A 12,989-nucleotide genomic window follows, 5' to 3' on the forward strand; every position below is an offset into this window, starting at 1 on the left:
AGGTGTCTTAACCCTTGTTGTAAAGGTACACAGCTAACTTCGTTTAAAAACTCTAATTCTTCTTGCTTTTTCCAATCGGTTAGCATTGAAGAAGTTTGAGCGTAGCCTACTCTTTCTTGTCTTTCGTACCATGCTTGTGTTCTGACATGGAGAGCTTTGTTGTAAACTAATCTTACACAGCCCAAAGTGCGCCGCAATAGCGACTCTTGTTCGGGTGTTGGGTAAAATCGGTAAGAATAGGCTTTTTCCATACCTCACATTCTAACACATATTTTGTAAATGCGCTAAGATTTAACAGTAAAGCCGTCGTAGAACGACGGGGTTTCAGACCCAAAATTTTCGATGATAGGATTCAGTATTCAGGAGTCAGGAGATTGTTTTTATTTATTCTCCCCACATCCCCACATCCCCACATCCCCACACCCTACACCCCACACCCCTTTTAAACAGGATTTAGTATGACTTTAATTGACTCCTCGGCGCTCTCCCCGGCCGTCTATTTTATTGGTGCGGGCCCCGGAGATCCGGAATTATTGACGGTAAAAGCCTATAAAATTCTCCAAAAAGCCGATGTTATCCTCTTTGCTGATTCCCTCGTCCCTAAACAGATTCTTGAGGATACTCGTCAAGATGCCGAGTTAATTCCCACCAGTAGCATCACCCTAGAGGAAATTATCCCTTTAATGATCGATCGCGTGCGTCGGGGTTTAGCGGTGGTGCGACTGCAATCGGGGGATTTAAGTCTCTATAGTGCCATCCAAGAACAAATTGAGCTTTTGACAGCAGCAGATATACCCTTTCAGCTAATCCCCGGAATTAGTGCCTTTCAAGGATTAGCGGCCAAATTGGCCCTAGAATTAACGATTCCGGAATTAGTCCAGACAATTATTCTAACCCGGGTGGAAGGAAAAGCCTCTCCCATGCCAGAAAGTGAAGAATTAGCCTCTTTAGCCGCCCATAAAGCCAGTTTATGCCTATATTTAGCCGCCCGTCACGTTGACAAAGCCCAGGAAAAACTCCTACAATACTACCAGCCAGAGCAACAGGTGGCCGTTTGTTTCCGTCTCGGTTGGCCCGACGAAAAAATCTGGGTTGTCCCCCTGTCAGAGATGGCCCAATTAACCCATCGGGAAAATTTAACTAGAACTACCCTTTATCTAATTAGTCCCGCTTTAAACCAGATTACAGGAACTCGATCGCAACTTTATCACCCGCAACACTCCCATCTTTTCCGTCCTCATTCTTAGGTATTTTCTGGGAAATGTACCGAAAGAAATACCCAGTTTCTACCTAAAGTTAGAGTTAAAGAGCGGCGATTTTGTTTAAAATCGCAGTAGGAGGTAGGACAATTTTAAAAGCTTTTAAAATTAGTCTAACAATCCATGCACAACTGCCCTATGTGTTCGGGAATTATCCTTCGTCACCTTGTGGTTGGTCGTGCCTACTGGTATTGTCCTCACTGTCGTCAGGAGGTTCCTAACTTCCTTGATTGCTCCATTCCTCGCAGGGTAGAGCGAGTTAGAGCGAGAAAAACAGTCTAGATTTTCAAGTTGGTAGATGGCAATAAGACCTGTGGGATGTGTTAATTTTTAACCCATCCCACTTTACCTGTCTATACATCCCGAGGATTGAGATGGATCATTTCCCAAGTCACATAGGTACCGATCGGACTCCAAATCAGGTAGGGTAAGAGTAGGATGCCCGCCCAAGAAGAAACAGGGAAAACCAATAGCGCCAGAAGACAACCCAAGAAAAAACCCGTACCTCCGATAATCGTTCCCGCTTTGAGACTGCGTAGTTTACAGGTGACGGGAGTATAGGCAGTAATAGTCAATTCCACCAACAGATAAAAAGCCATCAAAAACCAGCGATTAGCCGGTTGAGCTTCCCAGACTAAATAAGCAGAAATTGCCCCACAAATATAGATAATTGTCCAGATAAGAGGGATTAATCCTTCAAAGGTTAACCAATCGGGACGACGCAAACGCGCAAACCAACGCACATCGCGAGAATTGAGTAATCCCCCAGCTAACGCTACCAAAAATCCGACGACACTGATAAGCAACCAAGAGGGAATCATCATTTTTAGCTATCCTCCGCTAATTTTGGCTTTGTAACCCGATTCAATGAGAATTTGGAGAATTTTTTGGCGATGATCTCCTTGGATCTCAATGGTATTTTCTTTAACTGTACCACCCGTTCCGCAAGCAGTTTTTAACTGTTTTAATAATTTCGTCAGAGTTTCGGTTTGACATTGAAAACCTGTAACCATGGTAACGGTTTTTCCCGCACGACCAGAGCGGGAGGTTTGTACTCGCAAATTCTGCTGATTTGGGGGTAATTCAGGGATGGAACGCTCAAAAGCTTGAGAATTGCTTTGATCTCCAAATTCCTGATAGGCAATCCGGTTTTTTTCCTTAGATTTACTCATATAGCAATTATCATACTGGGTTTCGGGGTTTTTCAGTGACCAGTAAACAGTAAACAGTAATCAGTGAACTGAAAACTGGCATCTGATAACTGATAACTGATAACTGATAACTGATAACTGATTCAAAGCTGACCGCTGATAGCTCTTAATTGGTTGGACTGGCAGCGCATTTGATTAAGTTCAGCTGCCGACATTCGATCGAGATGACCTAAAATCATATTAACTCGACCTTGGCACTTTAATTTTTCTCGATGTCGTGCCAAAAAATCCCAGTAAAGAAAGTTAAAAGGACAGGCTAAATCCCCGACTCGTTCATTTTTTTTATACAGACAACCCCGACAATAATCACTCATTTTATCAATATAGTTGGCCGAGGCGGCGTAGGGTTTGGAAGCGAGAATTCCCCCATCGGCAAATTGTCCCATTCCCAGTACATTAGTCTGCATTACCCAATCGTAGGCATCGATAAAAACACTATGAAACCAGTTTTCAATCTCTTGGGGAGAGCAACCAAAAATTAAGGCAAAATTGCTCAAAATCATTAATCTTTGAATATGATGGGCATAACCGGTATTTTCCACCTGTGATAATACTTGTTTGAGGCAATTCATCTCGGTTTGATTACTATCCCAAAAGAAAGCCGGTAAGGGTTGTTGATGCTCAAACCAATTACGATTAGCGTAATCTTCTCCCAGATAATGATAAATTCCCTGCATATATTCCCGCCATCCCAACACCTGACGGATAAATCCTTCGATGCTATTTAGGGCTAAATTATCTTTTTTATAGGCAATTTCTGCCCCTTGAATCACTTCCAACGGCGTTAGTAATCCTAGATTAAGATAGGGAGATAATAGGGAATGCCAGAGGGTTTCTTCTTCCGTTACCATCGCATCTTGGTAGGGTCCAAAGTTGGGCAGACAATTAGTAATAAAATGCTCCAAAACCTGTAAAGCTTGTCTGCGGTTTACTGCCCAGCGAAAAGGTTTGATTTTTCCATATTTAGGAATATCTAAAGCTTCCACATCAGCGATAACCTGAAGGGTAATTTCATCGGGTTCAAACCAAAGAGGAGCAGCAGTTTTTAATCCATCCTTGGGCGGTTTACGGTTTTGTTTATCAAAGTTCCATTGTCCTCCTATGGGTTGATTATCCTCGATTAAAATCTGCCATTTTTTACGACTTTCTCGATAGAAATCCTCTAGTAATAGTCTTTTACGAGATTTAGCCCAATTATTAAAATCTGTCCTTGTCCAGAGAAAGTGATTATTATCAATTAGGGTTATAGCACAGTCTAAATTAAGATTTTTGATTAATCTAAGAAAAGGTAAATCATTAGGCATCATAATCTGTAATTCTTTAATACCTAATCGTTCAATCCAAGCAGATAAAATCGGTTCAAAATCTTCAGCAACTTCGTAGGTGACAGACCATCCTAAAGTTTTTAATTCTTCGGCAAAATGACGCATCGCCGACCAGATTAAAACTAATTTTTGCTGATGATAGGGTCTTTGTCGAATATGATTGTGGGATTCAATTAAAATAACCGGCGTTTCCTGTGAATAGGCTTGACGATTAGCTAAGGCCGCTTGTCCTGTCCATAATTGATCCCCTAAAATCCAAATGCCAATGGTCATAATTATCTCATTGCCTCGACTATTCCCCCATATTTTTTAGCCATAATATCCGCCATTTCCCGATCAGAAAATTTACTGGCTTTGTCGATGCTGGGGGTAAATGTACCCGTAGAGGTTAAATAATGGGTAAATACCCCGACTTTTTTGCTAATAATCCACATATTTCTGGAAGTCAAAAATCAAAAAGGGGATGGGAAGTGGGGTGTGGGGTGTGGGGTGTGGGGTGTGGGGTGTGGGGAGTTTTCTCAGTGAACTGATAACTGATAACTGATAACTGATAACTGATAACTGATAACTGATAACTGATAACTGATAACTGATTAGGTTTTTGTCCTAAGACTTTGGGCGCTTAGATAAAGTTGCGTCCATTCTTTGACCACTTGCGTGCGTTTACAGTTTAATTCGCCGGCGATTTCCTCAAGGGTTTTACCCGCTTTTAAGCCATCGATAACGCTTTTACCCCTGGGAGAAAGGCCAGCATAGAAACTTTGCCATTGACTGAGAGTTAAGCCAAAATTATGCTCTTTCGGGCTGATTTGTAACCATTCAGCGATTAATTCTGTCCCTTCCTTGAGGGCAAAAACCTTAATCGCATGATAGCCAACTTTTTCCCGGATACGATAAATCCGTTGAATGGGAATATTCATCTCTTTGGCGATCACATCTTGGCTTTCGCCCCCTAGATAGAGGTTAAACCAAGTCACCGCCTCCAGACCAACATTTTCCTCTAGATAGTCAGCAAAACCCTCTTGAACTTTTGCCCGGAGAATTTGCGCTTCTTGGTGAGTGCGTTGATCTTCGTAGGTAGCGATCGCATTTTGGTCCAGTAAACTTAAGCTAGTTTCCCCCTCATCGTCACTAATTTCATCGGAGAGAATCCAGATCATTTCTTGCCGAGGCACGTTAGTGATACCGCTTCTCGATTGACGACGGAGATAATTAACAAAACGATAGGCTAACAGGGGTTGATTGCGGATCGGACGCAGGGCGTATTCCTCCAGGGTGGCTAACAGCAGCTGATTGCGAGTAGCTTGATCGTTGGTACAACGAGAGATCCATGCTAACTGGGATTGCAGATAGCGATCGCTATTTAACATCTCTTGAATAATTTCTTGCAAGACATCGGCCACCGCTTGCCGACGATCGCGACTTAAGGAAACCCAAGTGCGAATTTTTTGCCGGAGAGTGACACAAGCGCCGAGACGATCAATCAGGTTACGATAGCCGCGGGTGGGACTAACTTTGAGATAGCGTTGCCGTAAAATTTGCCAAAGATAAACTAATCCCCGTTTAGCGATTTCTAAATCTCTCTCATCTAAATTTTCCCAACGTTGGCTATCTTCACCGAGTAACCAATTGATAATGGTATCCCGTTGGCGATCGGTTAAGGAATCCTCTGTTTGAGAGAGGCGATCTTGCCATTGTTGCCTTAACTCGTCGATTATTGTCGTCATCGAAAAATTGAGTTCCAAACCCCGTCTTTTGAGGACGGCTTTAGTTTGAATATTAGCGCATTTACACGATATATGCTAGAACCTGAGCCATGGAGAAAGCCTATCGCAACGATTTTACCCAACACCCGAACAAGATAGGACTCTAGGCAGAAGAGAAATAGGAATTGTGCGGAAAGTGCGCTCGCATTCTTTCCTAGGGTGTCCTCCCTGAAAACATGACAATTTCAAGGTTAACCAATATTTGGGAATGCACCACCCCTACCATTTATAATTCGGGAACATTCTCCTGTTCATAATTTTTTATTAATATTCCCAAAATTTCCATTAAAGAAGCAAGAGGATGATTTTCATTTTCTCCTATTTCATCTATCAAATTATCTAACATAATTACTAATTGTTCATATTCTGATTCGCTACGAGGAATAAAGAGTATTGGCTTTAAGTTTGTCCAAGCTTGCTGTGTTTTCTCTATATCTATCGTCGGCATTTTTTTACTCCTTCCATTTATTTTTGTCCTATTCAGCATGAGCCTGTAGGGTGCGTTCCCTCAAACCATTGTGGCTTTAACATTAATTTGTATTTGGGAACGCACCACCCCCAACGCTTACTCCCTATTGGGTTTCACTATCATTCAACCCAACCCACAATTGCAGGGTGATTATTCTTTTAATTGTCAGCATCAGGATTTTCAGGCTTGGGGGACTTTCAGGATGGTTTAGTTGAGGGCTGTGATTGATTTGCTGCTCAAAACCTAGGGCTATAGGTGAGAATTTTATTAATAAATCCCGAAAATATTGCCCTTAATTAGCTTTAACTTTCTGCCCGATCGTATCGGCAGTGGTAGTAGAAACCATGGCCGCCATAACTTGTTCGGGGGAAACCGTAAAAGGTAAACGATGAATGTCCGAATTAGGCTGACAGGCAATTGCGGCCGCGTGGCGCAATTGGGCAAGGGAAACATCTCTTAATCCTAAATCCTCTAGGGATTTCGGTAAACCAATTTGTTCATAAAACTGGATTAGTTGCCCCCGGGCCGATACTGCCAATTGATTACCCAAAACTATTTCCTCTAGACGCAATTGGGCGAGAATGCCGTAGGCGACTTTTTCCCCGTGCAGGGCATGATGGCAAGCGGGAATATGGGTTAAACCATTATGAATTGCATGGGCGGCCACGGTACGACAATTAGCACCCCCTAAACCACCAATTACTCCGGCTAATAAAACGGTGGCATCTACCACCTGTTTCCAGTCCTCCCCGCCGATATTTTCCAGGGCTGCCGGGGATTTTTGGAAAAGAATGTCCCGCAAAACCCGGGCCTGTTGGACAGCGGCAATGATCAGGGTTTCTGTGCAATGACCGCTACTGACGGAAGCTTCGTACCATTTAGCGATCGCATCGCCAATACCGGCGATTAAGGTTCTTTTCGGGGCAGTTTGGATAATACCGTAATCGAGAATTAATAAATCCGGACAACGGGCTAGGGACAGATCGTAAAGAAACGCCCCCGCGTCGGAATAGACGTTAGATAGGGCTGTCCAGGCGGCACAAGTGGCCGCGGAGGTGGGAATCGTGGCGATCGGCAAATGGCACTGATGGGCGAGTAATTTGGCCGTATCGAGGGCCTTGCCGCCACCCACACCGATGATAAAATCTGCCTCATGACTCTTGACAGATGCCTTTAAATATGCTAGGGAATTTTCCGAACAATCGGGGGCGTAACTGTGATAGCTGGGGGTGAGATTTTTCAGGGGAGATGACAAAAAAGCTAAATTGCGATCGCCGCCCACCACGAGGGGACGTTTGCCCAAATCCGCTAACTTGCCGGTGGATTCTTCTAGGGCATTGTCACCCCGAATCACTTGTGCGGGGGCGATTAACAGGGGCAAAACAGCGACAGCATTGGACATTTTTTGACAACCTCTCAGGATTATTGGCTAAGTTTAGCGAAACTTTCGGGAAAAAGCTGTAGTTCAGGAGTATTATCCCCCGGGCCGGAGAAGGATTTTTTAATCTGTCCTAAGTACAAAGGAGCAGATAAACCGGGCTGAGGATGAACGAGAGTGCGAGCGCTAATGATAAATTGATTATTACCGCCAGCACCGGCGCGACCAGAGGAAAACAAGTCACTAGCGGCTTGTTTTAGGGTTGCTTCCACTTGCTCGGGAGTAACAGTATTGGGCAGGGAGATAACAGCTTGATTAGCTCCGTTATCATAGACAAGGGAGAATCTCACCGCCCCCGGAATTTCGGTACGAGTAAATAATCCTAACCCAAGACCGAAAATTCCCACCGTCAACACAGCCATAAAGCTAGTGACACCGACGAGACGAAAGCGGATTCCCCAACCGACGAGAAAAGCGATAATCGTGAGTACCAAAAAAACCAGCGTGGCAATACCAGACCATTGGATGTATTTGGCAAAGTTCAGGGGAATGTCCATATTTTCTATAATACTGATTCTATGAAAACGGTTAGCATAAACCATTGTACCTATCCTGTTGTCGAAACTTTCCATTCCGTACAGGGCGAAGGCTTTTGGACGGGAAGCAATGCTTTTTTCCTCCGTTTGGGAGGTTGCGATGTCTATTGCCCTTGGTGCGACCAAAAAGAGTCTTGGAATGCCCACCGTTATCCACAACAATCGCTGCGGGAATTGGTTGAGATGGCAAAAGGGGCTAACCCCGCTATGGTGGTGATTACCGGGGGTGAACCTTTGATGCACAATCTTGATCCTTTGACCAAGGAATTAAAAAATCAGGGTTTACGGGTACATTTAGAAACTTCTGGCGCTCATCCTTTTACTGGGGTTTTCGATTGGGTGACTTTTTCTCCTAAAACTTATAAAATGCCCGATCCTAGTATTTATGCACGGGTAAATGAGTTAAAAATTGTCGTGGCTCATCCAGAGGATTTAGACTGGGCATCTATGCAGGAAAGTAAGTTATCGGAAGGGGTGATTAAATATCTACAACCCGAATGGAATACAGTGGAAAGCAAAGAGTTAGTCTTTAATTATGTTCTCCAGCATCCCCAATGGCGCCTCAGTCTCCAAACCCATAAGTTTTTAGGAGTCCGCTAGTCAGTTATCAGTTATCAGTTATCAGTTATCAGTTATCAGTTATCAGTTATCAGTTATCAGTTATCAGTTATCAGTTATCAGTTATCAGTTATCAGTTATCAGTTATCAGTTATCAGGAAAAAATTTTCACCCCCACAGATGAAAGAGGTTTCCTTCCCTACACCCCACACCCTACACCCTACACCCTCTTTCAAGTCAGGAGATTACTTTTTATTTATTCTCCCCACTTCCCCATCTCCCCAATCCCCAATTCATGATTCATAATTCCCAAACCCTAATTTACTAACAAGAGGTTAAATACTATGTCTAACAACAATTCTGAACGAGTAGTGCGTCGTGGTCGAGTTTTTCCAGAGATGCAATCTACAGAGGAAGAAAAGGCCAAACATCGCGCCAGACAATTAGAATTTTATCATCGTTGTTGGCCGATTTTTCAGAGTTTACAGCCCCGGTTAATGAAACATTATTATGGTTGGTACATTGCGATCGAACCCGATAGCGGCGATTATTTTATCGATCCCGATCAAGAAGTGGCCAGTAAAAAAGCAAGGGCAAAATATCCCGACAAAATCCATCATATCTTTGGCATTAATGAAACTGGAGTTAGTGGCAGAATATGATTGAAGGGAGATTTGGAACCAAAGGACAAATTTATTTTGATATCGATTTAGTTGGCAATGATGGATTGATTCTACCCGCAGAAGTCATGCTGGATACGGGGTTTACCGAGTTTTTAGCCATAAATAGTCAAGATGCTGACAGTCTTGATTGGCGTTTTTTGCGACAAAATAAATTGATAACCGCTCAAGGAGAAGCATTTTTTGATATATATTTAGGCAGAGTAAGAATTGATGCTCAGGAATACGAAATTCCCGTCTTTGCAGGGGAGGCAATTAAGGAGATTTTGTTAGGTTCGCGGTGGCTAAAACAATTTATCTTAGTAGCTAATTATCAACAAACACAGGTGACATTAGGATAATGACAAAAAAGGCGATTATTTTACTTTCCGGGGGATTAGATTCAGCGACAACAGCAGCGATCGCTCTAGCTGCTGGTTATCAATTAATTGCCCTTTCCTTTCGTTATGGACAAAGACACGAGCGTGAATTAGCGGCGGCGAAAAAAATTGCTAATTTTCTCGATATTAAAGAACATCATCTGATCGAAGTCAATCTATCTTTGTGGGGAGGTTCCGCTTTAACCGATCAATCTATTGCTATTCCCCAAGAGGGAATTAACCCGAATATTATCCCGATTACCTATGTGCCGGGGAGAAATACAGTTTTTATTTCGATCGCTCTTTCTTTAGCGGAAGCAAGGGAAGCGGAGGCGATATATTTAGGAATTAATGCGGTGGATTATTCTGGTTATCCCGATTGTCGTCCCCAGTATTTAGAAGCCTTTCAAACTTTAGCTAATTTATCATCGAAAGCGGGTTTAGAAGGGAAAGCACCCCAATTAATTGCCCCTTTGGTGATGGATAGTAAGGTAGATATCGTCCGTCGTGCCGTTAGTTTAGGGGTTCCCATTGCTGATACTTGGTCTTGTTATCAAGGAGAAGTTGAACCCTGCGGTTTATGCGATTCCTGTCGCATCAGAGATCAGGCTTTAATTGAGGCCGGTTATCCCGAATTAGCCACTGCCCTGTTGAAAAACAGCCGGGGAAAATAGGGAGGATAGTGAAAAATGGAGATAATCTAGGCAATTAAATGTTCAATGAGGATTTTACTGCCGATTAATATTAAAACTAAACCGCCGAGAATTTCCACCTTTTGACTAAATAAATTACCGAATTTATGCCCGATAAAAACAGCTATAAAACATAAAGCAAAGGTAATAGAACCGATGACAGTGCAAGCTAAAAGTAAGGGAGTTTTAATCATCGATAGACCCAAACCAACTACTAAAGCATCGATGCTAGTAGCGATCGCTAATCCGATTAAAGTATAGGAATCTAGAGGATTAAATTTTTTTTCCTCGTCATCATTTTGAACAGCTTCGTAGATCATTTTACTGCCGATCGCTCCTAAAATAATAAAAGCGATCCAGTGGTCAAAAGAGGCGAGGAACTCGCGACAAGTTAGACCGATACCCCAACCGATCATCGGCATAATCGCTTGAAATCCCCCAAAAAACAAAGCAATTTTCAAAGCCTTATTAACATGAATATGACGAATCATCAGGCCACTGGTCAGAGAAACGGCCACGGCATCGGCGGCTAATCCCACGGCAACAAAGGAAGTGGTTAAAAGTTCGAGTGAAGTAAACATCTATAGTTGTTTATCCTTTAATTTCCCCTTATCTTAACTAATTTTTACCCAGAAAACTTTCATATTTCTCTCATGATCCTCTCATTTATCTATCATTTCTCTAACCTAAGTAGGTAGGCGTTAAAAGTTGTCAGATGCCCCCCTTATCAAGGGGGGATTAAAGGGGGGACTAAGGGGGGATCGGCACCCCCCTTATCAAGGGGGGCAGGGGGGATCGAACCTAAAATCCATTTTTAATTTAATTATAACCAGCTACTTAATTAGTGAGCGGATCGAATTGAAAAGGTTTAAAACCACATTACTGGTTCTTCACCGATCGCCTGCACCTGATGGATCGCTTCTGGGGTAAAATTGATGATATACTCAGCTTCTAGGACTTTTTCAGCCGCTACTGTGATTTTATCGGGAAATTCAACCGTAGGAGTCCGAGGAACCAATGCTGCTGTTTTATAAATTCCCCCGAATTTTTTCCAGGACAAAGTTAAGAAAGATACCTTTTCCCATCATCGATCATCCCGTCTGCTTTTAAGGTGGCGAACGCTACCATATAGGAAAAGTGCCACATAAAAAATTATGATAATTTCGAGAATTACCAGAGAATGAGGTGGGAGAGAACGGTGATAAAATTAGCTAATTGACTCCCCTAACTTAAGCACCCAATAACCGCTCACTGAAAATATGGCTGATTTTTTTAACACCTATGGTTTTTTAATTGTTTCAATGATCTTTGGGTCCATATTAGGCATTTCAATTTATCTGCCCTTAATGGCCGGTCAATTATCCTTAGCAACCCCCGGTTTTTACGCTTTAGGCGGTTATGTGGCCGCCATTCTTTCCACGCAAGTTTTTACTAATACCGGCAGCAATTATCCCCTGGCTTTGGTCTTTTTAGAAATGTTAATTGCTGGCATTATTGCGGGAATATTAGCCATAGTTTTAGGTATTCCTGTTCTCCGTTTGCGAGGTATTTATTTAGCCATTGCCACGATCGCCTGGGTAGAAATTTTGAGAATTATTGCCCTTAATCTCGAGATAACTGGCGGTGCGGTCGGTATTTTCGCCATTCCCCAACCCTTCACTACTCAATTAGCCTACCTTTGGCTGGCCTTGCCCCTCTTATTCCTAACTATGCTGTTTCTCTACCGGTTAGAAAACATCAAAATTGGTCGGGCATTTAATGCCATTCGTGCCGATGAATTGGCAGCTGCGGCCATGGGAATTAATCCCACCTATCACAAAGTTTTATCCTTCACTTTCGGGGCAGTTTTAGCGGCAGTTGTGGGAGCGGTAAGCGCCCATTTTCTCAATACTTGGAATTCCCGTCAGGGAACTTTTGATGCCAGTATTATTTTCTTGGCTTTTGTTTTAATTGGTGGTTCCAGAACTTTTGTCGGGCCCGTGGTGGGAGGTATTGTTTTAACTGCTTTGCCCGAAGTTTTACGCGCCCTCGGCGGTGTGAATGGTTTACCAATTTGGTTAGGGAATTTCTTGCGCGATGGTCGTTTGATTATTTTTGGAATTTTAATCGTTTTGGGAACAATTTTTTATCCTCAAGGCTTAATTACACCTGAATTAATCAAAAAACTAATTCCTTTTAAAAGACGTTCCTCTCTTAGTCAAGTTGATTCCTAGTCATGGATCAATGTTGTCGATTGGATTCCTTTTTAATTAATGATATAATAGGATAGTTTATCCCCCTTTATATTCTCAGTCATCTCCGAGAATGACCCGCCAAATTCACGACCAATTTGCCAAGGAATATTTAGAGGAACTGTTAGCGCCTCTAGGAACCATAAAAAAGAGTAAGAAAGTGAAAAGTGAGGTTCAAGAAATAGATGTCTGGTTTGAACCGGCCAGTTCACCATCAAGGACCGAACTCCCTTTAGGTTTACTCGGAAAAATGGCGGCGACTTCCTGTTTGTTTGAACCTTTCCGTAACCCGCCCTCAGAAATAGAGATTCGCAGTTGTATATCTGGACTTCCCCGTTGACAAAAGGCCATAACCTATGCTGTAGGAGGGATTAAGAGAATTTCCAGCACCCCGTTACTGGGTACAAATCAGAGAAACTCCCAATAAATCTAACGCTTTTTGTTGCAGTTGGGTCGGTCGAGTTA

The 12,989-nt window shown here is 42.8% G+C and carries 17 protein-coding genes and 1 pseudogene; 7 read left to right on the top strand and 11 right to left on the bottom strand.

The features are described from left to right. On the bottom strand, positions 1-251 hold a 251-nt coding region (locus EWV68_RS11670), incomplete at its 3' end, for a helix-turn-helix domain-containing protein (RefSeq protein WP_287169862.1). Between the two features lie 207 nt (positions 252-458). On the opposite strand from EWV68_RS11670, the gene cobM reads away from it, so the two are divergent. Further along, positions 459-1,247 (top strand): precorrin-4 C(11)-methyltransferase, encoded by a 789-nt coding sequence (gene cobM, locus EWV68_RS11675; RefSeq protein ID WP_061430182.1) that lies wholly within the window; start codon positions 459-461, stop codon positions 1,245-1,247. A 365-nt stretch (positions 1,248-1,612) separates the two neighbouring features. On the opposite strand, the gene EWV68_RS11680 is transcribed toward cobM, so the two are convergent. The 8 genes from EWV68_RS11680 to EWV68_RS11715 all read right to left on the bottom strand — a co-directional run bounded on the left by EWV68_RS11680 (position 1,613) and on the right by EWV68_RS11715 (position 8,010). Continuing rightward, on the bottom strand, positions 1,613-2,080 hold the full coding sequence (locus EWV68_RS11680; RefSeq protein ID WP_061430181.1) for a TspO/MBR family protein: 468 nt from the start codon (positions 2,078-2,080) through the stop codon (positions 1,613-1,615). A 9-nt stretch (positions 2,081-2,089) separates the two neighbouring features. Beyond that, positions 2,090-2,431, bottom strand: a complete 342-nt coding sequence (locus tag EWV68_RS11685) for a translation initiation factor (protein WP_287169864.1) — start codon at positions 2,429-2,431, stop codon at positions 2,090-2,092. Positions 2,432-2,553: 122 nt separating this feature from the next. Beyond that, positions 2,554-4,068, bottom strand: a complete 1,515-nt coding sequence (locus tag EWV68_RS11690) for a cryptochrome/photolyase family protein (RefSeq protein ID WP_287169866.1) — start codon at positions 4,066-4,068, stop codon at positions 2,554-2,556. A 2-nt stretch (positions 4,069-4,070) separates the two neighbouring features. Then, the gene (locus EWV68_RS11695; RefSeq protein ID WP_287169868.1) at positions 4,071-4,229 is read right to left on the bottom strand and encodes a hypothetical protein; all 159 of its coding nucleotides are present in this window, start codon (positions 4,227-4,229) and stop codon (positions 4,071-4,073) included. 159 nt (positions 4,230-4,388) lie between these two features. Further along, positions 4,389-5,522 carry a HetZ-related protein 2 gene (locus EWV68_RS11700; protein ID WP_287169869.1) on the bottom strand — a complete coding sequence of 378 codons (1,134 nt, stop codon included), beginning with the start codon at positions 5,520-5,522 and terminating at the stop codon, positions 4,389-4,391. A 265-nt stretch (positions 5,523-5,787) separates the two neighbouring features. Continuing rightward, the gene (locus EWV68_RS11705; RefSeq protein ID WP_287169871.1) at positions 5,788-6,009 is read right to left on the bottom strand and encodes a hypothetical protein; all 222 of its coding nucleotides are present in this window, start codon (positions 6,007-6,009) and stop codon (positions 5,788-5,790) included. A gap of 313 nt (positions 6,010-6,322) precedes the next feature. Next, the gene (locus EWV68_RS11710) at positions 6,323-7,432 is read right to left on the bottom strand and encodes an iron-containing alcohol dehydrogenase family protein (RefSeq protein ID WP_012265683.1); all 1,110 of its coding nucleotides are present in this window, start codon (positions 7,430-7,432) and stop codon (positions 6,323-6,325) included. Between the two features lie 20 nt (positions 7,433-7,452). Further along, complete coding sequence (locus EWV68_RS11715; protein WP_287169873.1) at positions 7,453-8,010, bottom strand: Ycf51 family protein; 558 nt, start codon at positions 8,008-8,010, stop codon at positions 7,453-7,455. Here EWV68_RS11715 and EWV68_RS11720 point away from each other — a divergent pair. The 4 genes from EWV68_RS11720 (at position 7,987) to queC (ending at position 10,275) form a co-directional block, all read left to right on the top strand. Beyond that, positions 7,987-8,604, top strand: a complete 618-nt coding sequence (locus tag EWV68_RS11720) for a 7-carboxy-7-deazaguanine synthase QueE (protein ID WP_287169875.1) — start codon at positions 7,987-7,989, stop codon at positions 8,602-8,604. The two genes, EWV68_RS11715 and EWV68_RS11720, sit on opposite strands and share 24 nt — an antisense overlap. Before the next feature lie 302 nt (positions 8,605-8,906). Continuing rightward, positions 8,907-9,224, top strand: coding sequence for a hypothetical protein (locus tag EWV68_RS11725; RefSeq protein ID WP_002799114.1), 318 nt, complete (start codon positions 8,907-8,909; stop codon positions 9,222-9,224). Beyond that, a complete protein-coding gene (locus EWV68_RS11730; RefSeq protein ID WP_287169876.1) occupies positions 9,221-9,583 on the top strand; it encodes an aspartyl protease in 363 nt (120 codons plus the stop codon). The genes EWV68_RS11725 and EWV68_RS11730 overlap by 4 nt, the downstream gene beginning before the upstream one ends. Continuing rightward, positions 9,583-10,275, top strand: coding sequence for a 7-cyano-7-deazaguanine synthase QueC (gene queC, locus EWV68_RS11735; RefSeq protein ID WP_287169877.1), 693 nt, complete (start codon positions 9,583-9,585; stop codon positions 10,273-10,275). The genes EWV68_RS11730 and queC overlap by 1 nt, the downstream gene beginning before the upstream one ends. Positions 10,276-10,301: 26 nt before the next feature. Here the strand turns inward: queC and EWV68_RS11740 are convergent, their stop codons facing one another. Together EWV68_RS11740 and EWV68_RS11745 are read right to left on the bottom strand one after the other, a co-directional pair. After that, on the bottom strand, positions 10,302-10,874 hold the full coding sequence (locus EWV68_RS11740; RefSeq protein ID WP_193961534.1) for a manganese efflux pump MntP: 573 nt from the start codon (positions 10,872-10,874) through the stop codon (positions 10,302-10,304). 287 nt (positions 10,875-11,161) lie between these two features. Further along, on the bottom strand, positions 11,162-11,353 hold the full coding sequence (locus EWV68_RS11745; RefSeq protein WP_147069580.1) for a hypothetical protein: 192 nt from the start codon (positions 11,351-11,353) through the stop codon (positions 11,162-11,164). 199 nt (positions 11,354-11,552) lie between these two features. Here EWV68_RS11745 and EWV68_RS11750 point away from each other — a divergent pair, with 199 nt between their 5' ends. Both EWV68_RS11750 and EWV68_RS11755 read left to right on the top strand, forming a co-directional pair. Beyond that, the gene (locus EWV68_RS11750) at positions 11,553-12,506 is read left to right on the top strand and encodes a branched-chain amino acid ABC transporter permease (protein ID WP_287169878.1); all 954 of its coding nucleotides are present in this window, start codon (positions 11,553-11,555) and stop codon (positions 12,504-12,506) included. 91 nt (positions 12,507-12,597) lie between these two features. Further along, a pseudogene (locus EWV68_RS11755) lies at positions 12,598-12,855 on the top strand (hypothetical protein); the annotation flags it as partial. Between the last annotated feature and the right edge of the window lie 134 nt (positions 12,856-12,989).

This window comes from Microcystis sp. M_QC_C_20170808_M9Col, assembly GCF_007095495.1.
In the GTDB taxonomy this organism is placed as follows: Bacteria; Cyanobacteriota; Cyanobacteriia; order Cyanobacteriales; family Microcystaceae; genus Microcystis; species Microcystis aeruginosa.

Excerpts from the sequence above, each read along its gene's own strand:
- cobM (WP_061430182.1), top strand. The coding sequence starts at position 459 with ATGACTTTAATTGACTCCTCGGCGCTCTCCCCGGCCGTCTATTTTATT.
- EWV68_RS11680 (WP_061430181.1), bottom strand. The coding sequence starts at position 2,080 with ATGATTCCCTCTTGGTTGCTTATCAGTGTCGTCGGATTTTTGGTAGCG.
- EWV68_RS11685 (WP_287169864.1), bottom strand. The coding sequence starts at position 2,431 with ATGAGTAAATCTAAGGAAAAAAACCGGATTGCCTATCAGGAATTTGGA.
- EWV68_RS11690 (WP_287169866.1), bottom strand. The coding sequence starts at position 4,068 with ATGACCATTGGCATTTGGATTTTAGGGGATCAATTATGGACAGGACAA.
- EWV68_RS11695 (WP_287169868.1), bottom strand. The coding sequence starts at position 4,229 with ATGTGGATTATTAGCAAAAAAGTCGGGGTATTTACCCATTATTTAACC.
- EWV68_RS11700 (WP_287169869.1), bottom strand. The coding sequence starts at position 5,522 with ATGACGACAATAATCGACGAGTTAAGGCAACAATGGCAAGATCGCCTC.
- EWV68_RS11705 (WP_287169871.1), bottom strand. The coding sequence starts at position 6,009 with ATGCCGACGATAGATATAGAGAAAACACAGCAAGCTTGGACAAACTTA.
- EWV68_RS11710 (WP_012265683.1), bottom strand. The coding sequence starts at position 7,432 with ATGTCCAATGCTGTCGCTGTTTTGCCCCTGTTAATCGCCCCCGCACAA.
- EWV68_RS11720 (WP_287169875.1), top strand. The coding sequence starts at position 7,987 with ATGAAAACGGTTAGCATAAACCATTGTACCTATCCTGTTGTCGAAACT.
- EWV68_RS11715 (WP_287169873.1), bottom strand. The coding sequence starts at position 8,010 with ATGGTTTATGCTAACCGTTTTCATAGAATCAGTATTATAGAAAATATG.
- EWV68_RS11725 (WP_002799114.1), top strand. The coding sequence starts at position 8,907 with ATGTCTAACAACAATTCTGAACGAGTAGTGCGTCGTGGTCGAGTTTTT.
- EWV68_RS11730 (WP_287169876.1), top strand. The coding sequence starts at position 9,221 with ATGATTGAAGGGAGATTTGGAACCAAAGGACAAATTTATTTTGATATC.
- queC (WP_287169877.1), top strand. The coding sequence starts at position 9,583 with ATGACAAAAAAGGCGATTATTTTACTTTCCGGGGGATTAGATTCAGCG.
- EWV68_RS11740 (WP_193961534.1), bottom strand. The coding sequence starts at position 10,874 with ATGTTTACTTCACTCGAACTTTTAACCACTTCCTTTGTTGCCGTGGGA.
- EWV68_RS11750 (WP_287169878.1), top strand. The coding sequence starts at position 11,553 with ATGGCTGATTTTTTTAACACCTATGGTTTTTTAATTGTTTCAATGATC.